Origin of the sequence: Cereibacter sediminicola (genome assembly GCF_007668225.1) — a bacterium.
GTDB lineage: Bacteria > Pseudomonadota > Alphaproteobacteria > Rhodobacterales > Rhodobacteraceae > Cereibacter_A > Cereibacter_A azotoformans.
In genome coordinates, this window is record NZ_VDEK01000011.1 from 71943 (window position 1) to 92996 (window position 21054).

19 protein-coding genes are annotated in these 21054 nt (G+C 70.3%); 11 read left to right on the forward strand and 8 right to left on the reverse strand.

Features of this window, described 5'->3' with window-relative positions; translation table 11 throughout:
- Positions 1-32: 32 nt before the first annotated feature.
- The 3 genes from FG154_RS09715 to FG154_RS09725 all read right to left on the reverse strand — a co-directional run bounded on the left by FG154_RS09715 (position 33) and on the right by FG154_RS09725 (position 3902).
- The gene (locus FG154_RS09715; RefSeq protein ID WP_246100201.1) at positions 33-827 is read right to left on the reverse strand and encodes a formylglycine-generating enzyme family protein; all 795 of its coding nucleotides are present in this window, start codon (positions 825-827) and stop codon (positions 33-35) included.
- A 221-nt stretch (positions 828-1048) separates the two neighbouring features.
- Positions 1049-2173, reverse strand: coding sequence for a copper-containing nitrite reductase (gene nirK, locus FG154_RS09720; RefSeq protein WP_186312327.1), 1125 nt, complete (start codon positions 2171-2173; stop codon positions 1049-1051).
- A gap of 226 nt (positions 2174-2399) precedes the next feature.
- On the reverse strand, positions 2400-3902 hold the full coding sequence (locus FG154_RS09725; RefSeq protein ID WP_145107105.1) for an MORN repeat-containing protein: 1503 nt from the start codon (positions 3900-3902) through the stop codon (positions 2400-2402).
- A gap of 182 nt (positions 3903-4084) precedes the next feature.
- Here FG154_RS09725 and FG154_RS09730 point away from each other — a divergent pair, with 182 nt between their 5' ends.
- Positions 4085-5749, forward strand: coding sequence for an NAD+ synthase (locus FG154_RS09730; protein ID WP_145107108.1), 1665 nt, complete (start codon positions 4085-4087; stop codon positions 5747-5749).
- Between the two features lie 204 nt (positions 5750-5953).
- Here the strand turns inward: FG154_RS09730 and FG154_RS09735 are convergent, their stop codons facing one another.
- Entirely contained in the window at positions 5954-6898 is a 945-nt protein-coding gene (locus FG154_RS09735; protein ID WP_145107111.1) for a 1-phosphofructokinase family hexose kinase, read from the reverse strand.
- Positions 6899-7039: 141 nt separating this feature from the next.
- Here FG154_RS09735 and wrbA point away from each other — a divergent pair, with 141 nt between their 5' ends.
- Positions 7040-7633 (forward strand): NAD(P)H:quinone oxidoreductase type IV, encoded by a 594-nt coding sequence (wrbA, locus tag FG154_RS09740; protein WP_145107113.1) that lies wholly within the window; start codon positions 7040-7042, stop codon positions 7631-7633.
- Between the two features lie 21 nt (positions 7634-7654).
- Here wrbA and FG154_RS09745 read toward each other — a convergent pair whose 3' ends face one another.
- The gene (locus FG154_RS09745) at positions 7655-7894 is read right to left on the reverse strand and encodes a hypothetical protein (RefSeq protein WP_145107116.1); all 240 of its coding nucleotides are present in this window, start codon (positions 7892-7894) and stop codon (positions 7655-7657) included.
- A 140-nt stretch (positions 7895-8034) separates the two neighbouring features.
- On the opposite strand from FG154_RS09745, the gene FG154_RS09750 reads away from it, so the two are divergent.
- The 3 genes from FG154_RS09750 to FG154_RS09760 all read left to right on the forward strand — a co-directional run bounded on the left by FG154_RS09750 (position 8035) and on the right by FG154_RS09760 (position 9545).
- Positions 8035-8769, forward strand: a complete 735-nt coding sequence (locus FG154_RS09750) for a M48 family metalloprotease (RefSeq protein ID WP_145107119.1) — start codon at positions 8035-8037, stop codon at positions 8767-8769.
- Positions 8770-8844: 75 nt separating this feature from the next.
- Entirely contained in the window at positions 8845-9096 is a 252-nt protein-coding gene (locus FG154_RS09755; RefSeq protein ID WP_145107121.1) for a DUF6455 family protein, read from the forward strand.
- A gap of 89 nt (positions 9097-9185) precedes the next feature.
- Complete coding sequence (locus tag FG154_RS09760; RefSeq protein ID WP_145107123.1) at positions 9186-9545, forward strand: PRC-barrel domain-containing protein; 360 nt, start codon at positions 9186-9188, stop codon at positions 9543-9545.
- A 54-nt stretch (positions 9546-9599) separates the two neighbouring features.
- On the opposite strand, the gene acuI is transcribed toward FG154_RS09760, so the two are convergent.
- The 3 genes from acuI to kynU form a co-directional block, all read right to left on the reverse strand.
- On the reverse strand, positions 9600-10592 hold the full coding sequence (acuI, locus tag FG154_RS09765; protein WP_145107125.1) for an acrylyl-CoA reductase (NADPH): 993 nt from the start codon (positions 10590-10592) through the stop codon (positions 9600-9602).
- Between the two features lie 85 nt (positions 10593-10677).
- Entirely contained in the window at positions 10678-11712 is a 1035-nt protein-coding gene (locus FG154_RS09770; protein WP_145107128.1) for a L,D-transpeptidase, read from the reverse strand.
- 281 nt (positions 11713-11993) lie between these two features.
- On the reverse strand, positions 11994-13184 hold the full coding sequence (kynU, locus tag FG154_RS09775; RefSeq protein ID WP_145107130.1) for a kynureninase: 1191 nt from the start codon (positions 13182-13184) through the stop codon (positions 11994-11996).
- Between the two features lie 117 nt (positions 13185-13301).
- Here kynU and FG154_RS09780 point away from each other — a divergent pair, with 117 nt between their 5' ends.
- The 6 genes from FG154_RS09780 (at position 13302) to FG154_RS09805 (ending at position 21054) form a co-directional block, all read left to right on the forward strand.
- Positions 13302-13745: a methyltransferase family protein gene (locus FG154_RS09780; RefSeq protein WP_145107132.1), complete on the forward strand. Its 444-nt coding sequence runs from the start codon at positions 13302-13304 to the stop codon at positions 13743-13745.
- 136 nt (positions 13746-13881) lie between these two features.
- Positions 13882-15453 (forward strand): Re/Si-specific NAD(P)(+) transhydrogenase subunit alpha, encoded by a 1572-nt coding sequence (locus tag FG154_RS09785; RefSeq protein ID WP_145107134.1) that lies wholly within the window; start codon positions 13882-13884, stop codon positions 15451-15453.
- A gap of 10 nt (positions 15454-15463) precedes the next feature.
- Complete coding sequence (locus FG154_RS09790; RefSeq protein WP_145107137.1) at positions 15464-16912, forward strand: NAD(P)(+) transhydrogenase (Re/Si-specific) subunit beta; 1449 nt, start codon at positions 15464-15466, stop codon at positions 16910-16912.
- A 189-nt stretch (positions 16913-17101) separates the two neighbouring features.
- Positions 17102-18385: a DUF3422 family protein gene (locus FG154_RS09795; RefSeq protein WP_145107139.1), complete on the forward strand. Its 1284-nt coding sequence runs from the start codon at positions 17102-17104 to the stop codon at positions 18383-18385.
- Positions 18386-18547: 162 nt separating this feature from the next.
- Positions 18548-19711 carry an acetylornithine deacetylase gene (gene argE, locus FG154_RS09800; protein WP_145107141.1) on the forward strand — a complete coding sequence of 388 codons (1164 nt, stop codon included), beginning with the start codon at positions 18548-18550 and terminating at the stop codon, positions 19709-19711.
- Positions 19711-21054 (forward strand): NAD(P)/FAD-dependent oxidoreductase, encoded by a 1344-nt coding sequence (locus FG154_RS09805; protein WP_145107143.1) that lies wholly within the window; start codon positions 19711-19713, stop codon positions 21052-21054. The genes argE and FG154_RS09805 overlap by 1 nt, the downstream gene beginning before the upstream one ends.

Here is a 21054-nt window from a genome sequence, read left to right on the forward strand (position 1 = left end):
CCCCTCTGGCCGGGCCGTTCGCTTGCGCGGCCTCAGGGAATGTCGCGGACCAGCCGGAAGCCGAGGAAGTCGGGCGGGATGCCCGCCGCGCAGCCGCCCGATCGCGCGTCGCGGATGAAATCGACCATGAAGGCCCGGTGCTTGCCCTGCGCGACGCGCACCCCGCAGAACCGCTCGGACGCGATCTGCTCGCCCGTGGGCGACAGCGAGATCTTCTCGTCGCAACTCGTCGTCCATTCCCAGACGTTGCCGGCCAGATCCCGCAGCCCGAGGCTGTTCAGGCCGAAGTGCCCCGAAGGGCGCGGCACGAGATCGGCGTTGCCCCGCCGGTCCACCTCCGAGCGGTAGCTGGCCAGCCAGCGGTCGGACGGGTTCTCGCCTTCGGCGCCGAGAGCGCCGTCAAAGCCCCGCTCGGCCGCGGCGCGCAGCCATTCGGCGTCCGAGGGCAGGCGCCACTCCTGTCCGGTCCGCTCGGACAGCCAGCCAGCATAGGCGGTGGCGTCCGACCAGTTCACGCCGGTCTGCGGCAGGTGGGCGCCGGGCGTCCGTGTGGCGGCCTTGCAGGCGCCCTCGGCCACGCAGCGCGCGTAATCCTCCTGCGTCACCTGGCCGGCCATGATGTCGAAGCCCCGCATCTCGATACGGGTGGGCGGCGGGTCGATCCGCCGCGTGCCGATCCGGTATTCGGCCGACGACCGATAGAGCGCGGGTCCGGGCGGAATAGAGACGGTCTCGGGCGGGGGCAGCCGTGGCTCGGAGGGGGCAAGGCCGAAGCCTCCGAGGGCGGCGAGGGCCAGCAGGCCCGAGGCGAGGGCGGCGCGCAACATGGCACGGGTTCCTGTTCGAGAACGGCTCCGGGCCGGCGGCCGACTGTCCGGCGTGGTCATGCGGGCCCCGAGCAAGGCAAGGGTCGGCGCCTCACGCGGCGGGACGCACATCGGCCGAAGCGGTGCCGGTGCCGCGGAAGGGCCGGAGCGGGACCACGGGGCAGGCGCCCCTTGTCCCGGGAGGGGATCGGCCGGTGGGTGCCGGCCGATCCGGGGCCGGGTCAGCCGGTGAGGCCGACCGGCGCCACGACCTGTTCCATCAGGTCATTGTCCCACTCGCCCTCGACGAGGACGTGCGCGGTGGCGCCCTTGTGGACCGCCTCGATCAGGTTGTGGTTGACGTAGGCATAGACGCCCGGCTGCAGGAACTTGTAGAGCGCGGCGCCGGCCGAGCCGCCGCGGATGAACCAGGTCTCGAGGTCGCGCTCGGGCGTGTTGTGGAACTTGCCGGTTTCCCAGACGAGATCGCCGTGCCCGCCGATGAGGTGCGGGCGCGAGTCGCGGTTGGGCTGGCTGTGGACGAAGAGGACATTCTCGCCCACCTTGGCCTTCAGCGCGCCCTCGCCGGTCAGGGCGCCCACCGCGCCGTTGAAGACGACGTGGCTGGGGATCAGCGTGTCCATCACCGCGACCATGTCCTCGTAGCCCTCGGACGGGTCGGAGAAGCGCATGTAGGTGCCGTCCTCGTCCTTCGGGAGGTAGTGGTCGCTCTCGCCGATGTAATAGACGGTGTCATAGCGCACCGGCTTGCCCTCGTGGTCCTTCAGGCCGTCGCGCGGCAGCACCATGATGCAGCCCGCCATGCCCGAGACGACGTGCCAGGGGATCATCGGGCCGCCGGGGGCGCAGTGATAGACGAAGGTGCCCGCGCGGGTGGCCTTGAACCGCAGGACGACCTTTTCGCCCGGATTGATGAGGGTGAGCCCGCCGCCTCCCAGCGCGCCGGTAGCGGCGTGGAAGTCGATGTTGTGGGGCATGGTGTTTTCGGGCGGGTTGATCAGGGTGAGTTCGACATAGTCGCCCTCATGCACGATCATCAGCGGGCCGGGGATCGAGCCGTCGAAGGTCATCGCCTGCATGTAGGCGTCCTCGTCGAGCTGCACTTCCTTCTCGATGATCCGCATCTCGAATTCGTTGATGACGGGGCCGGAGGCGGCCACCTGCTCGTGTGCATGCGCGAAGGGCGGAGGCACGAGCGTGTGCTTCACGCGGGGCAGGTCGCTGAGATCGACGGAGGCTGCACTGGCGATCTGGGCGGGAGCTTCCTCGGCGCCTGCCGTCCGTATCACGAGCGGCGCTGACGCGAGCGCGGCGGCTCCTACAAGGGCGGCGCGGCGGGTAAACATCGGGTTCTCTCCTTCGATGGATGATGCCTATGACCCGATCGGTAGATCCTCTGGAGAGGCCGGAGTTTGCGGTTGCGCAACAAGCGCCGGCAGCGGCCGGAGGCTGGTCACAAATGTCGCACCCTGTGAAACAAGGGCCCTGCGCCGCACGGCGCGCCAATGGCGGCCGCCTTTCTGCGGCGCCACGGGTGCCGCGGGCCTGGTGCGGCCGGTGGCGGGTGCGAGGTCAGTTGGCCGGAACGGACTCGGCGGGCGGAGTGGCATCCTCGACCGGGGCAGGGGCCTCGGCCGCCTCTTCGGTGGCGGGCTCGGCGAGGATGCCGTCCTTCCACTCGCCCGCGCTCTCCTGGCCCGTGGCGTAACGCATCACGCCCTGACCCTGGCGCTTGCCGGCGCGGAAGGTGCCCTCGTAGATGTCGCCGTTGGCGTAGGTCGCGACACCTTCGCCGTCGATCTCGCCCGCCTTCCAGCCGCCCTTGTAGCGGAAGCCGTCGGCCATCACGATCTCGCCCTCGCCCTCGCGCTGGCCGCGGACGAACTGGCCGGTGTAGATCGTGCCGTCGGCGTAGGTCGCGACGCCCTGGCCGTGACGCTGGCCCTCGTGCCAGTCGCCCTCGTAGCGGTAGCCGTCGGGATAGGTCATCACCCCGCGGCCGTGGTTCTTCGCGGCGCGGAACTCGCCCTCATAGACGAGGCCGTTGGCGTAGGTGGCCGTGCCGCGCCCCTCGATCACGCCGGCCTTCCAGTCGCCCTCGTAGGTCGAGCCGTCGGGATAGGTGATCTTGCCGCGCCCCTCGGGCTGGTCCTCGTGGAACTGGCCGACATAGACCGAACCGTCGGGATAGGTCACGCGGCCCTGGCCCTCGATCCGGCCGTCCACCCAGTTGCCTTCATAGACATAGCCGTCGGAGCCGCGGAAGGTGCCCTGCCCGTGGCGGCGGTCGGCGTGGAACGCGCCTTCGTAGATGTCGCCGTTCCGGTGGGTGACGCGGCCGGTGCCTTCGCGCTGGCCGTCCTTCAATTCGCCCTCATAGACGTCGCCGTTGGGCTGGGTGAGCTTGCCCGTGCCGTTGATCTGGCCGTTCTGCCAGGCGCCGACATAGATCAGCCCGTCCGGCATCGTCAGCGTGCCCTGACCCTGACGCTGGCCCTTCACCAGATCGCCTTCATAGACCGCGCCGTCGGGGTAGGTGATCCGGCCGCGGCCCTCCTTGACCCCCTCGACCCAGTCGCCCTCGTAGCGGTAGCCGCCCGGATTCTCCATCGCGCCGCGGCCATGATGCACGGCGTTGCGGAACTCTCCGCGATAGACCGAGCCGTTGGCGTAGCGGGCCGTGCCCTCGCCGGTCATCTGGCCGCCGGACCACTGGCCCTCGTAGGTGCCGCCGTCCGAGAAGGTGATCTTGCCCTGACCCTCGGGCTTGCCCGCGGCAAAGCTGCCCTCGTAGATCGAGCCGTTGGGAAAGCGCGCGCGGCCCTGGCCGCTGATCTCGCCATCGACCCACTCGCCGGTGTATTCGTAGCCGTTCGGCAGACGGTAGGTGCCGGTCCCGTGCTGGAGGCCGTTGCGGAAGGTGCCCTCATAGACCGAGCCGTCGTCATATTGCTTGGTCGTGACCGGGCCCGGCTCCTGCGCCGGGGCTGGCGCAGCCCCCAGCGTGGCTCCGATGGCCACAGCGATCAGACCGCCCCCGAGGACCTGCCCGATCCGTTCCTTCGTCTTCCGCATCCGCTCTTGCCCCGTTCGCCGACTGTCCTGCATGCTGGCTTCAAGCTGGCCGGGGGCAGAGCCTAGTGGCTGCCCCCCCGGCTGACAAGCGCCTCGGCCGCTATCGCCTTTCCCTTGCCCGGCAGTCTGCTAGAAGACAAGCCAAACCCGCGTGAGCCGGGATCGCAGACGGACCAGGGACCATGACAGAACGTTTCCGCCTCACCCTCGCGCAGCTCAACCCGACGGTGGGCGATCTTGCCGGCAACGTGGCGCTGGCCCGCAAGGCGTGGGAGGCCGCGCGCGCCGCGGGTTCCGACATGGTGGCGCTGACCGAGATGTTCGTCACCGGCTACCAGACGCAGGATCTGGTGATGCGGCGGGCCTTCGTGCGGGATGCGATGGCGGCGATCGAGCGGCTGGCGGCCGACTGCGCCGAGGGGCCCGCCATCGGGATCGGCGGCCCCTGTCTCGAGGGCGACCGGCTGATGAACGGCTACTGGCTGCTCGAGGGCGGGCGCGTCACCGCCACGGTCTTCAAGCATCACCTTCCGAACGGGGAGGTCTTCGACGAGAAGCGGCTGTTCTCCTCGGGCGAGGTTCACGGGCCCTGCCGGGTGGGGCCGCTGCGCATCGGCATCCCGATCTGCGAGGACAGCTGGCATCCCGACGTCTGCGAGACGCTGGCCGAGACCGGGGCCGAGATCCTGCTGGTGCCCAACGGCTCGCCCTATCACCGCGAGAAGCTCGACGTGCGGGTGAATCTGATGGTGACGCGGGTGGTCGAGACCGGCCTGCCGCTCGTCTATCTCAACATGGTGGGCGGGCAGGACGATCAGGTGTTCGACGGGGCCTCCTTCGTGCTGAACCCGCACGGCCGGTTGATGGCACAGCTTCCCGCCTTCGAGGAGGCGCTGGTCCATGTCGATTTCGAGGCGACGAACGAGGGCTGGCGCGCGCTGCCCGCGCCGATCGTGGCCCAGCCCGACCTGTGGGAGGCCGACTATCACGCGATGGTGGTGGGCTTGCGGGACTACCTGGGCAAGAGCGGCTTTTCGCGCGCGCTGCTGGGCCTGTCGGGCGGGATCGACTCGGCGCTGGTGGCGGCGATCGCGGCGGATGCGCTCGGCCCCGAGGCGGTGCGCTGCGTGATGCTGCCCTCGCGCTACACGTCGCGCCATTCGCTCGAGGATGCGGCGGCGGTGGCCCGTGCCCTGGGCTGCCGGCTCGACGAGGTGGGGATCGAGGGGCCGCAGGAAGCGGTGGGGGCGGCGCTCGGCCCGCTGTTCGAGGGCACCGCGTCGGGGATCACCGAGGAAAACATCCAGAGCCGCCTGCGCGGGCTGCTGCTGATGGCGCTGTCGAACAAGTTCGGCGAGATGCTGCTGACCACCGGCAACAAGTCCGAGGTGGCGGTGGGCTATTGCACGATCTACGGCGACATGAACGGGGGCTTCAACCCGATCAAGGATCTCTACAAGACCCGCGTCTTCCAGATGTGCCGCTGGCGCAACGCGCATCACCGGCCCTGGATGAAGGGACCTGCCGGCGAGGTGATCCCGCCGAGGGTGATCGACAAGCCCCCCTCGGCCGAGCTGCGCGAGGGCCAGAAGGACGAGGACAGCCTGCCGCCCTACGCCACGCTCGACGCGATCCTCGAGGGGCTGGTGGACCGCGAGGAGAGTGCGGCCGAACTTGTTGCCCGGGGCTTCGACCGCGAGACCGTGACGAAGGTCGAGCGGCTGATCTTTCTCAGCGAATGGAAGCGGTTCCAGTCCGCGCCCGGCACGCGCCTGACGCGGCGCGCCTTCTGGCTCGACCGCCGCTACCCGATGGTGAACCGCTGGCGGGACGAAAGCGCGAACTGACGGCCGGCGCCATCGCCGGCCAGCCGGAAGGTGCGTGTGGGTGGGGCGGGGCCTTTCGGAGGCCGGGCGGCGTTTGGCCGGGTCAAGGTTCTGCCGAGACTGGGGCGTCAGCGACGGGGCCGCCGGAGGCGGGGGCTTCGCGCCCCCGGCCCGGCCTGCGGCCGGGCTCCCCCGCGGGATATTTGGGCCAGAATGAAAGGCGCGTCAGACCGGGTGCGGGGCACAGGAGGGGAGCAGACGCTCGACATCCTCGGGGTGGCAGAGTTCGGTGGCCTCGGTGATGACGGCGGCGGCGGCGGCGGCGACGCCGTGGGCGAGGGCGGTCTCGGGCGGCGCGCCGCGGGCCAGTGCGAGGACGAAGGCGCCGACGAACGTGTCGCCGGCGCCGACCGCGCTGACCACCTCGACCGGCTCCGAGCGCGAGTGCCAGCGGCCGCGGGCGTCGGCAAGCACCGAGCCGTCGGCGCCACGGGCGATGATCACGCATCCGGCCACGCCGCGGGCCACGAGGGCCGAGGCGAAGTCCGCGGTCTCGGCCACGCTGTCCAGCGGGCGGCCGGCGAGGCTCGCCGCCTCGCCATCGTCCATCCGCAGGATGTCGAGATCCGGCACGCCCCCGGCCGCGAGATGGGCGAGGGGGGCGCCCGACGTGTCCACCAGCAGACGCGCGCGCTGGCCCAGAAGGTTCGACACGAGGGCCGGGAAATCGGCCGGAACCCCCGGCGGCAGCGAGCCCGAGAGGACCACCATGCCGCCCTTGGGCACGGCGCGGTCGATGCGGGCGAGGGCGGCCTCGACGCGGGCGGGGCTCCAGCGGGCGCCGGGCAGCATGAAGCGGAACTGCTGGCCGGTGCCGGTCTCGGTCACCGTCAGGCTCTCGCGCGTTTCGCCGGGGCCGGCGAAGGCCACGATCTCGATCCCGGCGGCCGCCACCAGCGCCGCAAGCCGCCCCCCCACATTGCCGCCGAGCGCCACGAAGGCGCTGCTCTGGCCGCCGAGGATGCGGATGGCGCGGCTGACGTTCAGCCCGCCGCCGCCCGGATCGACCCGTGGCTCGGTGCAGCGCAGCTTGATGCCGGGCAGCACCTGCGGCACGTCGGCGGCAAGGTCGATCGCCGGGTTCAGCGTCAACGTCAGGATGGGGATCATGGCTCGGTTCCCGTTTTGACCAGAGTGCCAGAGCCGCCCGCCGGGCACAATGCCGCGTTGCGGCGGCGTGGACGGGGCCGCGGGCCGGGAACCGGGGACGGGGCCCCCCGGTTGAGGGAGCGACCCGGAAGGAGGAATCCCATGCCCGTCAAGCTTGCCATCCTGTTCTACTCCACCTACGGCACGAACCACCGCATGGCGCAGATCGCCGAGGAAGCGGCGCGAGACACGGGGGCGGAGGTCCGCCTGCGGAAGTTCGCCGAGACCGCGCCCGACGCGGTCGTGAACGGGCAGGACGCCTGGAAGGCGCAGGTGGAGCGGATGGCGGACATTCCCGAGGCGAGCCCTCAGGACATGGAATGGGCCGACGCCTACCTCTTCTCGGCCCCGACGCGGTTCGGGCAGGCGCCCTCTCAGGTGCGGGCCTTCATCGACACGCTGGGCCCGCTCTGGGCGCAGGGCAAGCTCGCCGACAAGGCGGTGAGCGCGATGACCTCGGCGCAGAACCCGCACGGCGGGCAGGAGGCGACGATCCTTGGCCTCTACACCACCTTCCTGCACTGGGGATCGGTGATCGTGGGCCCCGGATATACCGACCCCGTCCTCTACAAGGCGGGCGGCAATCCCTACGGCTACAGCCACACGCAAGGCGCGGAGTTCGACGACACCGCCCGCGGTGCGATCGCGCATCAGGTGCGCCGGCTGGTCGCCATGACGGAAAGGCTCGGGGGCTGAGGCCTCTGGCGTGCGGAGGGCTCAGCCCTCCCGCCGCGCGAGCCTGTAGCTGCCTTCGGGAAGGTTCAGCGCCGCCGCAAGGTCGCGTACCTGCGCCATCGACAGGGTCAGCCGGATCACCTCGTCGCGGCGCGGATCGACCTGCTCGAGCGTCACCACATCCTCGAAGGCCGAGATGGTGACATCCTCCTGCAGGTAGGAACCGCCCTCGTCGATGAGGGTGATGACGGTCGCATCGAAATCGTGCTCGATGGTGAACATGAGGCGATGGTAGGCCAGCCGGCCGCGGACCTCAAGGGCCGCGCCGCAGGACCGGCGAGAGGCCGCACCTTTGCGTGACAGCCTCTTCCTCCCGCCCTCCGTTCTGCTAAGGTCCGCCCCGGAAAAGAGAGGGGTGAGGAATGCTGCGGTTCGCTTTTGCCGCCGTTCTACTGGTTCTGGCGGGCTGCGCCGCGCCGATGGGGCCGCAGGCGACGGGTGGTCTGCCCGCCTTCCAGTCGGCGCCCGATCCGGGGCCGTTCCTGACCGAGGGAGATGCGCAACGCGCCTTTCCGGGCGTGCTGGCCCGGGTCGAGCCCGTGGCGGAAGCCATCTGCCTCGAGCGCACGCGCGGCGTGCCGTGCGACTTCCAGATCACGGTGGATGCGCGGCCGGGCCTCGACCCCAACGCCTTCCAGACGCTCGACGCGCAGGGCCGGCCGGTGATCGGCCTCACGCTCTCGCTGATCAGCAGCGCGCGCAACGTGGACGAACTGGCCTTCGTGGTCGGCCATGAGGCCGCGCACCACATCCTCGGCCATATCCCGCGTCAGCGCGAGACGGCGCTGACGGGGGCGGTGCTGGCGGGGGTGCTGGCGCAGATGGGCGGGGCCGACGAGCAGACGATCCGCTCGGTGCAGGAGTTCGGCGCGAACGTCGGTGCGCGCAGCTATTCCAAGAATTTCGAGCTTGAGGCCGACGGTCTGGGCACCGAGATCGCGATCCGCGCGGGCTACGACCCGGTCCACGGCGCGCAGTTCTTCACCCGGCTGCCCGATCCAGGCGACCGCTTCCTCGGCAGCCATCCTCCGAACGCGCAGCGCATCGCCGTCGTCCGCCGGGCCGCCGAGAGCTTCGGATATGTCAGCGCCCGCTGACGCTTGATCTGCGTCATGGTGAGACAGGGGCCGAAGCCGGATGTTCGGCGCACAATCGTTCCTGAGGAGGATCGCATGATCGGTTATGTCGAGGCGCCGCGGGCCTGGTCGCTTACGCGGGGCATGGCGCGGGTGGCGGGAGTGAACCTGCCCGACGCGGTGATCGAGGGCTGGCTGAGCCGGGCCGAACTCGCCGAGATGGTGGACCGCTGCCAGAGCTGCAGCGCCTCGGAGGCCTGCACCGGCTGGCTGTCGCATTCCGGGCGCTCCACCGTGCTTCCGGCCTTCTGCCGCAACAAGGCCGAGATCGAGGCGCTGGCCTCGTGAGGCGGCCGTGCGGCAGGGAACATCCCCTGCCGCCGGTCGTTCCCTCTGGAACGGTTGCCCCCATCGGCGGCCCTGAAGGAGGAGTTTCCATGACGCACCCCGCCACCAGCTCGAGCAGCATGGTCTCGAGCGCCGACGTGAACGGAACCGCCGTCTACAGCCCCAACGGCGAGCATCTGGGCCATATCGACCATCTGATGATCGACAAGGAGTCGGGTGTGATCGCCTATGCCGTCATGGGCTTCGGTGGCTTTCTCGGGATGGCCGAGGACCATCATCCGATCCCCTGGAAAAAGCTGAACTACGATCCGTCGCTGGGCGGCTTCGTGACGGACATCACCCGCGAGCAGCTCGAGGGCGCGCCCCCGCGCGACGAGAACTGGCGCGACGACCGCAACTGGGGGGCTGCGACCTACAATTATTACGGCATCCCGCCCTACTGGATGTAGGCGCCCATCTGCAGCCGGCGGGGCGACCCGCCGGCCGTCCGGCCGGCCCGGCGATCACCCGAGATCGGGCGCGATGGGCACCAGAAGGCGCCCGCGCACCTGACCCGCAAGGAACTTCGGCGCCGTGTCGATCACCTCGGAGAAGGGCAACTCCACCGTCAGCGCCTCAAGCTTCTCGCGGTCCATCTCGGCGGCCAGCCGCCGCCAGGCCTCGCGTCGCCGCTCCTGCGGGCACATCACGCTGTCCACTCCGACAAGGCTGACCCCGCGCAGGATGAAGGGCGCCACGTTCGCCGGCAGATCGAGGCCCGCGGCCAGCCCGCAGGCGGCGACCGTGCCGCCGTAGCGTATCATCGACAGAAGGTTCGCCAGAACCGCTCCGCCGGCCACGTCGATGGCCCCCGCCCACCTTTCGCGTGCCAGGGGCCGCGGCTTGCCCTTCAGGTCGGCCCGATCGACGAGGCTGGCGGCGCCCAGGCTTTTCAGGAACTCGGTCTCTTCCATCCGACCGGTCACGGCGGCCACGTTGTAGCCCCGCCCGGCCAGCAGGGCGGTGGCGATCGTCCCCACACCCCCGGCGGCGCCCGTGACCGCAACTTCGCCCGAGCCCGGCCGCACGCCGTTGCGCTCGAGCGCCATCACGCAGAGCATGGCCGTGTAGCCCGCCGTGCCAAGCGCCATCGCATGGCGCAGCGACATCCCCTCGGGCAGCGGCACGAGCCAGTCCGCACTGACGCGGGCGCGCCCGGCAAGCCCGCCCCAGTGCGTCTCGCCGACGCCCCAGCCGTTCAGCACCACCCGGTCGCCGGGGCTGTAGCGCGGGTCGCTGCTCTCGGCGACGATGCCCGAGAAGTCGATCCCCGGCACCATCGGAAAGGTCCGCACCACCGGCGCCTTGCCGGTCAGCGCCAGCGCGTCCTTGTAGTTGAGGGTCGAGTAGGCGATCTCGACCAGCACCTCGCCCGCGGGCAGCCGGTCCGACGGGAGCCGGCAGCGGGAGACGGTCTGGGTCTCGCCGTCCTTCTCGATCAGGATAGCCTCGAACATGGAACCTCCGCGGGGCGGGAATGACTTCCCGGCAAGGACGCAGCTTCACAGCCGGGGCCGCCGCTCGGCCGCCCCGGGCCGAATCTCAGAGCGATCCGGTGGCGGGTTCGGCGGCCGGCGCCGTGGCCTCGTCCGCCGGCGGCGGCAGGATCGGCGCGGCGGGCAGCGGGACGGGCTCGGGCGCGGGCACCGCCAGAGGTTCGTCCGCAAGCGGCTCGGCCGGCGCGGGTTGCGCCTCGGGTGCGGGCTCCTCGGCGGGAGGCGCCACCTCCTCTGCGGCGGAGGGCGCCACCGCCTGCGTCATCGCACCGGGCGCACCGTAGGGCGAGAGCATCGGCAGGTTCGACAGGCCCGACGGGATGGCGGGCGTGGGCCGCGCAGGGGCGGCGGCCATCGTCACGGGCTTGACCTTCTTCGGCGCCGGCGGCGGCAGGGTCAGGCCGGTCGGCATCCGGCCGTCCTGCGTCATCACCACGACCTTCGCCCCGTCCGGCACGCGCTCGAACAGGTCGATGACGTCCTGATTGATCATGCGGATGCAGCCCGACGAGGCGTTGTGCCCGATCGAGTTCCATTCCGGCGTGCCGTGGATGCGATAGCCGTAGTCGCGCCCGTTGGTCTCAAGGTAAAGCGCGCGGGCGCCGAGCGGGTTGGTCGGGCCGCCGGGCTGCCCCTTCTCCCACCTGGCGAGTTCCGGCTTGCGCTCGATCATCTCGGGCGGGGGCGTCCAGGTCGGCCAGTGGCGGCGGTTGGCCACGACGGCCGTGCCGGACCACTGGAACCCTTCCTTGCCCACCGCGATCCCGTAGCGGATCGCCGTGTCCTTGCCGGTGATGAAATAGAGCACCCGCTCCCTGGGATTGATGACGATCGTGCCGGGCGGCTCGTTGCTGGTGTAGGCGACCGACTGGCGCTGATACTGGACAGGCACCCGCTCGGTCGGGATCGCGGGCAGCTGGTACTTGCCGTCCGCCCGCGCCGCATAGGCACCCTCGAAGAGCTTGGGCTGCGGAGCAGGCTCCTCGATCTGCGTGTTCACCGTGGCCGCGTCGGGCACGCAGCCTCCCAACATACCCGCCGCGATCACCGCGACTGCAAGTTTCCGTCCGATCAGTTCCATTCCACCGTCCTGCCCCGCGCCCGCCTTTTCCGGCGGGCCGTCTGCCGATGAGGGTAAACCACTCTCGCGCAATGGTCAAAGTCCGACAGCGGAAGACGGCCACCGGGCCCCACCGCCGCTGCGCGCGACCGCGCCCTTCACGCACGCACAGGGCGCGCCGCCTTTCCGGGATCACGCGCGCGAGGTCCCTGCGAGGCGTCGTCCGGGCCTCGCGGGCGGCAGCGCCGGGGCCGGGGGTTCGATGCCCCCGGCGCCGGCACCTCCGCTCCGTCCTGCCGGGTTCAGGTGACGGCCGCCCTCTGCCGGTAGTCCTCGCGGTCCCAGAGCCGCCCCTCCATCACCTCCGACAGGATCGCGGCGGCGCGCACCACCTCCTCCGGCCCGATGTAGAGCGGGGTAAAGCCGAAGCGCAGGATGTCGGGCGCGCGAAAATCGCCGATCACGCCGCGGGCGATCAGCGCCTGCATGATCGGATAACCCTCGGGGTGGCGAAAGCTCACCTGCGAGCCGCGGCGCTCGTGCTCGCGCGGGGTGGCGAGGGCAAGTTCGGGGCAGCGCGTCTCGACCTCGGCGATGAAGAGGTCCGTCAGTTCCAGCGAGCGGGTGCGCAGGCGGACGAGATCCACGCTGTCCCAGACATCGAGCGCGGCGTCGAGCGCCGCCATCTGGATCACGGGCGGCGTGCCCACCCGCATCCGCTCGACCCCGCGGCCGGGGCGGTAGGCGAGGTCGAAGGCAAAGGGCGCTGCGTGCCCGAGCCAGCCCGACAGCGCCGGCACCGCCCGCTCGCCATGTAGGGGCGCCACATAGATGAAGGCTGGCCCGCCGGGGCCGGAGTTCAGATACTTGTAGGTGCAGCCCACCGCGAAATCGGCGCCCTCGTCGGCCACCCGCACCGGCAGCGCGCCCGCGGAATGGGCCAGATCCCAGATCGCCAGCGCCCCCGCCTCATGCGCGCGGCGCGTGATGGCCGCCATGTCGTGCCGCCGTCCGGTGCGATAGTCCACCTCGGTCACCATCACCGCCGCGACCTCGTCGGTGATCGCGCCCTCGACCTCCTCGGGCGCCACGAGGCGCAGCTCGCGGTCGCCGAGCATCCGGCAGATCCCCTCGGCCATGTAGAGATCCGAGGGAAAGTTGCCGCTGTCCGACAGGATCACCCGCCGGCCGGGGCGCATCTCGCAGGCCGCGGCCAGCGCCTGAAAGACCTTGATCGAGAGCGTATCGCCCAGGACCACCGTTCCGGGCTCGGCGCCGATCAGCCGGCCGATCCGGTCGCCGAGCCGGCGCGGCATCTCCATCCAGCCGGCCCGGTTCCAGCCCGTGACCAGCATCCCTCCCCATTCCTCGGTGACGCAGGCCGCCACGCGCGCCGCCGCCGCCCGTGGCAGCGGGCCAAGCGAGTTGCCGTCGAGATAGATCATCCCCTCAGGCAGGTCGAACATCGCCCGCGTCGCCTCGAAATCGGTCATCGCGCCCTCCATGATTGCGCGACGAGGTAGCGGCAAAAGGCGCAGGCTCGCAAGCCGCCTCTGCCCTTTGCGCGGCCGCCCGGCCGTGGCATGAGGGGCCCGACCCAAGGAGACCGCATGAAGCATCTCGACCTGCCGCCGGCCTGGCTTCTTCTCTTCGTGCTCGCCGCGCTTGCGCTCGATTGGCTGGTGCCGTTCGGGATCTTCGGCCTGCCGGGGCGCGTGGCCGGGGTGGGGTTGGGGCTCGCGGCCCTCGTGATCGCGGGGCTGGCCGCCCGGCGGATGCGGCGCGCCGGAACGACCGTCATGCCGCACAGCGCGCCGTCCGCCCTTGTGACCGACGGTGTCTTCTCGTTCAGCCGCAATCCGATCTACCTCGCCGACGTGGTGATCCTGCTTGCGGTGCTGCTCTGGATCGACGCGCCCCTTGGCCTGCCGCTCGTGCCCCTCTTCATGCGGGTCCTGACGCGGCGCTTCATCGAACCCGAGGAGGCGCGTCTGGCCGCCGCCTTCGGCCCGGATTACGAAGCCTGGACGGGCCGCACACGGCGCTGGCTGTGACGCAGCGGCAACGGGTCCGATGGACAAAAACTGCAACTTGCTGCAAGGCGGCAAGCGCCTTGCGCAATTTTCTTGCGCAATGTTAAACAGGCGGGCCGGCGAACGCCCGCCGGAGCCGCGAATAGGGGGATAATCGGTGAAGATCGGAGCACCCAGGGAAACATTCGAGGGCGAGGCCCGCGTCGCGATGACGCCGGACTCGGCCCTCCAGCTGCAAAAGCTCGGGCATCACTGTGTGATCGAGACTGGCGCGGGCATGAAGGCGGGCTTCTCCGACGAAGCCTATGCCGCCGCCGGTGTCGAGGTGCTGCCCTCGGCCCGTGCGCTCTTCGAGGCGGCGGACATCGTCGTCAAGGTGCGGGGCCCGGAACGGCCCGAGGCCGAGATGCTGCGCCGCGGCCAGACGCTGATCTCGTTCTTCTGGCCCGCCCAGAACGCCGAGCTGCTCGAGCTCTGCAAGGACAAGGGCGCCACCGTCGTCGCGATGGACATGGTGCCGCGGATCAGCCGCGCGCAGAAGATGGACGCGCTGTCGTCGATGGCCAACATCGCCGGCTATCGCGCGGTGATCGAGGCGGGCAACAACTTCGGCCGCTTCTTCACCGGACAGGTGACGGCGGCGGGCAAGGTGCCCCCGGCCAAGGTGCTGGTGGTGGGTGCGGGCGTCGCGGGCCTGGCCGCGATCGGCACGGCCGTCAGCCTTGGCGCCATCACCTACGCCTTCGACGTGCGGCCCGAAGTGGCCGAGCAGATCGAATCGATGGGCGCGGAATTCGTCTTCCTTGAATTCGAGGAGGCGCAGGACGGCGCGGCAACCGGCGGCTACGCGGCCCCCTCGTCCCCCGAGTTCCGCGAGAAGCAGCTGGCCAAGTTCCGCGAGCTGGCCCCCGAGATGGACATCGTCATCACGACGGCCCTGATCCCCGGACGGCCGGCGCCGAAGCTCTGGACCGAGGACATGGTCTCGGCGATGAAGCGCGGCTCGGTCATCGTGGACCTTGCCGCCGAACGGGGCGGCAACTGCGACCTGACGGTGCCCGATCAGAAGATCGTCTCGCCCAACGGCGTGACCATCGTGGGCTACACCGACTTCCCCAGCCGGATGGCGGCGCAGGCCTCGACGCTTTACTCGACCAACATCCGCCACATGCTGACGGACCTCACGCCGAAGAAGGACGGCGTGATCCATCACAACATGGAGGATGACGTCATCCGCGGCGCCACCGTCACGCACGAGGGCGCCATCACCTACCCGCCGCCACCGCCGAAGGTGGCCGCGATCGCGGCCGCCAAGCCGCGCGAGAAGGTGAAGGAGCTGACGCCGGAAGAGAAGCGCGCGGCCGAGCACAAGGCCTTCCGCAAGCAGACCATCAGCCAGGTCACGATGCTGGCGGTCGGCACGGCGCTGCTGCTCTTCGTGGGCAACTACGCGCCCCCCTCGTTCATGGCGCATTTCATCGTCTTCGCGCTGGCCTGCTTCGTGGGCTTCCAGGTGATCTGGAACGTCTCGCACAGCCTGCACACGCCGCTGATGGCCGTCACCAACGCCATTTCCGGCATCGTGATCCTGGGCGCGCTGTTGCAGATCGGCTCGAGCAACTGGCTGGTGGTCATTCTGGCCGCCATCTCGGTGCTGATCGCCACCATCAACATCGTCGGCGGCTTCCTGGTCACGCGCCGGATGCTTGCCATGTTCCAGAAGTCGTAAGGAGCCCCCGATGAGCATCGGACTGACATCCGCCGCCTACATCGCCGCGGCCATCCTCTTCATCCTCTCGCTCGGCGGCCTTTCGGGGCAGGAGAGCGCCAAGCGCGCCGTCTGGTACGGCATCGTCGGCATGGCGCTGGCGGTGGGCGCGACGGTCTTCGGGCCGGGCGTCGCGCATTACGTCATCATCGCCGTCATGGTGGTCGCCGGCGCGATTGCGGGCGCCTATGTGGCCAAGAAGGTCGAGATGACCGAGATGCCGCAGCTTGTCGCGGCGCTCCACTCCTTCGTCGGCCTTGCCGCGGTCTTCATCGGCCTGAATGCCCAGTTCGAGCTGGCTTCGGTCGTGAACATGCAGCAGGCGGGGGCCGATACGTCGGTTCTCGCGGGCTTTGCCGAAGTGCTGGCGCACAAGACGCCCGTGGAAATCCTGATCCTGAAGGTCGAGGTCTTCCTCGGCATCTTCATCGGCGCCGTCACCTTCACCGGCTCGGTCGTGGCCTTCGGCAAGCTCGCGGGCAAGATCGACGGCAAGCCGGCGAAGCTGCCGGGCGGCCATGCGATCAACGCGGCCACGATCGTGGCCTCGATCGCGCTGCTCGTGATCTACTTCAACGCCCCGGCCGGCACCGCCGCCTGGACGCTGCTGCTGGTGGCGCTGATCGCGGGTTTCCTCGGCTGGCACCTGATCATGGGGATCGGCGGCGCCGACATGCCCGTGGTCGTGTCGATGCTGAACAGCTACTCGGGCTGGGCCGCGGCGGCCATCGGCTTCACGCTGGGCAATGACCTTCTGATCGTCACCGGCGCGCTGGTGGGTTCGTCGGGTGCGATCCTGTCCTACATCATGTGCAAGGCGATGAACCGCTCGTTCATCTCGGTGATCCTCGGCGGCTTCGGCGGCACGGCGGGCCCCGCGCAGGAGATCGCGGGCGAGATGATCGCCATCGACGCCGATGGCGTCGCGGCGGCGCTGAACGACGCCGACAGCGTGATCATCGTGCCGGGTTATGGCATGGCGGTGGCGCAGGCGCAGGGCTCGGTCAGCGAACTGACGCGCAAGCTGCGCGCGCGCGGCAAGTCGGTGCGCTTTGCGATCCACCCGGTCGCAGGCCGTCTTCCGGGCCACATGAACGTGCTTCTGGCCGAGGCCAAGGTGCCCTACGACATCGTGCTCGAGATGGACGAGATCAACGAGGACTTCCCCTCGACCGACGTGGCCATCGTCATCGGCTCGAACGACATCGTGAACCCGGCCGCGCAGGAAGATCCGAACTCGCCCATCGCCGGGATGCCGGTGCTGGAGGTCTGGAAGGCCAAGCAGGTGTTCGTCTCGAAACGGGGGCAGGGCACGGGCTATTCCGGCATCGAGAACCCGCTGTTCTACAAGGAGAACACGCGGATGTTCTACGGCGACGCCAAGAAGAGCCTCGACGCGCTGCTGCCGCTGATCGAGTGACGATCCGACCGCGAGGTCCGCGCGCGCTCCGCCACGGCGGGGCGCGCTGCATTTTCGGGCATCCGCCGCCGGGCGGACAGGCTGGCCGGGGCGGCCGCGCCTTCCTTTCGTGCCCCGTGACACGACAGCCCCTTCCTGAACGCGCCGTGCCCACCTAGCTTCTCCCTCGCCGACCAGCCGGAGCCCGTCATGTCCCCCGTTGCCGATCATCCGCTGCGCTATGCGCTTGCCAACGAGTTGCACGCCCGCCCCTATCCGGCGCTCGAGGCGCCCTGCCATGTCGTGTTCATGGCCTTCAAGGAGCCGCTGGATGCGGCCAACCGCGACCGGGGCCGCGACAGGGCCCACCTGATCGAGATCCTCGACCGCAACGGCACCGCCCATCCCGCACCGGATTCGACACACTTCTCGGCGCCGATCGGCCGGGCTGAACTGCGATGGGAGAGCCATACGGAGTTCGTCACCTACACGGCCTTCGTGCCGGGGCTGCGAGAGCGGCCCTTCGACCCGGTCAAGACCGAGATCTTCCCCGAGGACTGGATCGAGAGGGCGCCGGGCCGGCGGCTCGTCTCGCTGCTGATCCGCATCGAGGAGATGCCGTCCGACGAAGAGGCCACGATCGAGCGGTTCGAGGAGTGGTTCGTGCCCGACAGCCTCGCCTGCTCGCGCATCGTGGATGGCGCGGCGGTGGTGGCCGGGGATTTCCGCATCGATCCGGCGGGCCATATGCGCTTTTCGGTCTTCGTCAGGCCCGGCACCGGGCCGCGCCGGATCGGACGGATCGTGACGCGCCTCTGCGAGATCGAGACCTACCGCGCCATGTCGATGCTGGGCCTGATGCGGGCCCGGACCCTGAACGGGCGGCTGAATGCGCTCGACCCCAAGCTCTCGGCGCTCGTCTCGGGGCTGGACGAGATCGAGCATTCGCCCGACGAGGCGCTGCACGAGCTTCTGAAGATCAATGCGGAGATGGAGAGCCTTGCGGTGCAGTTCACCTTCCGCTTCGGCGCGACGGCGGCCTACGAGGCGATCGTCCATGACCGGATCCTGGCGCTGCGCGAAGAGCGGATCAGCGGCCGGCAGACCTTCGCCGAATTCATGGCGCGGCGCTACGATCCCGCCATGCGGACGGTGAAATCGGCCGAGGGGCGGTTGCGCTCGATGGCCGAGCGGGCCCAGCGGGCGGCGGAACTTCTGCGCACGCGGGTGGATGTCGAGCGGTCGGCGCAGAACCAGAAGCTGCTCGAGAGCATGGACCAGCGCGCCGACCTGCAGCTGCGCCTGCAGCGGACCGTCGAGGGCCTGTCGGTCGTGGCGATCAGCTACTATGCGGTGAGCCTGCTGGCCTATGCGGTCGCTCCGCTGGCGGAGCCGCTGGGAGTGGGCAAGGGGGTGGCGACCGCGGTGCTGACGCCGCTTGTGGTGCTGGCGGTCTGGCTCACGCTGCGTCGGATCCAGCGCAAGATGCATTGACGGATCGCCCCTGGCCGCTGCCCCGGGGGCTTCGCGCCCCCGGACCCCCGCGGGATATTTGGGCAGAGTGAAAGACGCGGGGGGCGTGGGCCGGGGCATCGGCGCGGGGCTTGACCTTGGCTGCCGGCGGGGCCACGCTCGCCCTCTCAGCAGGAGACGACCATGCCCAGCCCGCTCACGCCGCGCCAGATCCTCGAGCGTCTGGTGGCCTTTCCCACCGTGAGCCGGGACAGCAACCTGGCGCTGGTGGACTGGGTCGAGGAATTTCTCGACGAGCGCGGGATTGCGGCCCACAGGGTCTGGAACGCGGACCGCACGAAGGCCGCGCTCTATGCCCATGTGGGGCCCGAGGTCGAGGGGGCGGTCGTGCTCTCGGGGCACAGCGACGTGGTGCCGGTCGAGGGGCAGGACTGGACATCGGATCCCTGGACGCTGACCGAGCGGGACGGGCGGCTTTACGGGCGCGGCACCTGCGACATGAAGGGGTTCGACGCGCTGGCCCTGGCCGCGCTGGCGCTGGCGCAGGAGCGGGGGGTGAAGCGGCCGCTGCAGCTTGCGCTGTCGTTCGACGAGGAGGTGGGCTGTCTCGGCGCACCCGCCATGATCGAGGAGATGGCGCGCTGCCTGCCCAGGGGGCGCGCGGTGATCGTGGGCGAGCCCTCGCGAATGCGGGTGGTGACGGGGCACAAGGGCGGGGGCGGGCTTCTGTGCCATGTGCAGGGGCACGAGGTCCATTCCTCGATCATGCACCGGGGCGTCAATGCGATCATGTCGGCGGCGCGGCTGATCGACTGGGCCAACCGGCGCAATGCGGAAGGGGCTGCGGTTCAGCCGTCGGAGGTGGCGGCGCTGTTCGATCCGCCCTGGACGACGGTTCATGTCGGCACGATCCGGGGTGGAACCGCGGGCAACATCACCGCCCGCGACTGCCGCTTCGACGTGGGGTTCCGCGCGGTGCCGGGAGAGACGGTGGAGGAATGGGCCGCGGCCTTCGAGGCCGAGGCGCGGGCGCTCGAGGCGGAGATGAAGGGGATTCACCCCGATGCCGCGATCACCATCGGCTGGCTTTTCGGCTATCCGTCCCTCCGCCCGGAGGAGGCGGGCGAGGCCGAGGCGCTGGCGCGGCGTCTGACCGGCGACAACGGCTCGATGGTTGTCAGCTACGGCACCGAGGCGGGGCAGTTCCAGGCGGCGGGCTATTCGGCGGTGGTCTGCGGGCCGGGCGACATCGCCCAGGCGCACCAGCCGGACGAATATCTCGAGGTGGCGCAGTTCGAGGCCGGCTGGTCCTTCATGCGGCGTCTGGTCGAGGAGTGCGCAGGGTGATGCATTTTCCGATCTCGATGGCGCTGCCTGCGCGCTTTGCCGGGCCGCTGCCGGAGAGCTGCGATGTCGTGGTGATCGGCGGCGGCGTGATCGGCGTGATGACCGCCTGGTTTCTCGCCGAGCGGGGGCTGCGCGTGGTGGTCTGCGAGAAGGGCCGGGTGGCGGGCGAGCAGTCGAGCCGGAACTGGGGTTGGATCCGCCAGCAGGGCCGCGACCCGGCCGAGCTGCCGATCATGATCGAGAGCCTGCGGCTGTGGCAGGGGCTGGCGCAGAGCCTGCGCAACCCGTTCGCCTTCCGCCAGACCGGGGTGCTCTATCTCGCCAACCGCGAGGCATCGCTGGCGCGCTACGAGGACTGGCTGTCCCATGCCCGCGAACAAGGGCTCGACAGCCGGATGCTGGGCCGGCGCGAGCTGGCGGAGCGGCTGCCGGGGGCGGCGGACCTCTGGCAGGGGGCGCTGTTCACCGCCTCGGACGCGCAGGCGGAGCCCTGGGCGGCGGTGCCGGCGCTGGCTGCCGGTGCGGTGGAGCGGGGTGTCACGATCCGTGAGGACTGCGCGGTGCGGGCGCTCGACCTTGAGGCGGGGCGCGTGGTGGGGGTTGCCACCGAGCGCGGGCGCATCCGGGCGCCGGAGGTGGTGCTGGCGGGCGGGGCCTGGTCATCGATCTTTGCGCGGGCGCATGGGGTGGAGCTGCCCCAGCTGTCGGTGCTGGCCTCGGTGGCGCAGACCGATCCGCTGCCGGAGGTGCATCCGGGCGCCGCGGCCGACGACGAGTTCGCCTTTCGGCGCCGCGAGGACGGCGGCTATACGATCGCTGGCGGCTCGGAGCATGATTTCTTCATCGGACCCGACGCCTTCCGCCACTTCTTCAAGTATCGCAAGGCGGTGAAGAAGGATTTCCTGAACACGCACTACCGCTGGCTTGCGCCGCGCGACTATCCCGATGCCTGGAACACGCCGCGCACCTGGTCGAAGGGCGCGCCCACGCCGTTCGAGGCGATCCGCGTGCTGAACCCGTCGCCGAACCTGGCCACCCTGTCGCGCGCGGCGGCGGCCTTCGGCCGGGCCTTTCCCGGCGTCGGGCGGCCGCGCATCCGCGCCACCTGGGCCGGGATGATCGACACGATGCCCGATGTGGTGCCGGTGATCGACCGGGCGCCGAGGCTGCCGGGCTTGACGATCGCCACGGGCATGAGCGGGCATGGGTTCGGGATCGGCCCCGGTGTGGGCCGCGTGGTGGCCGATCTCGTCTGCGGCCGCGAGGTCGGGCATGATCTTGCGCGCTTCCGCCTGTCGCGCTTTTCGGACGGGTCCGAGATCGTGCTGGGCCCCTCGCTCTGA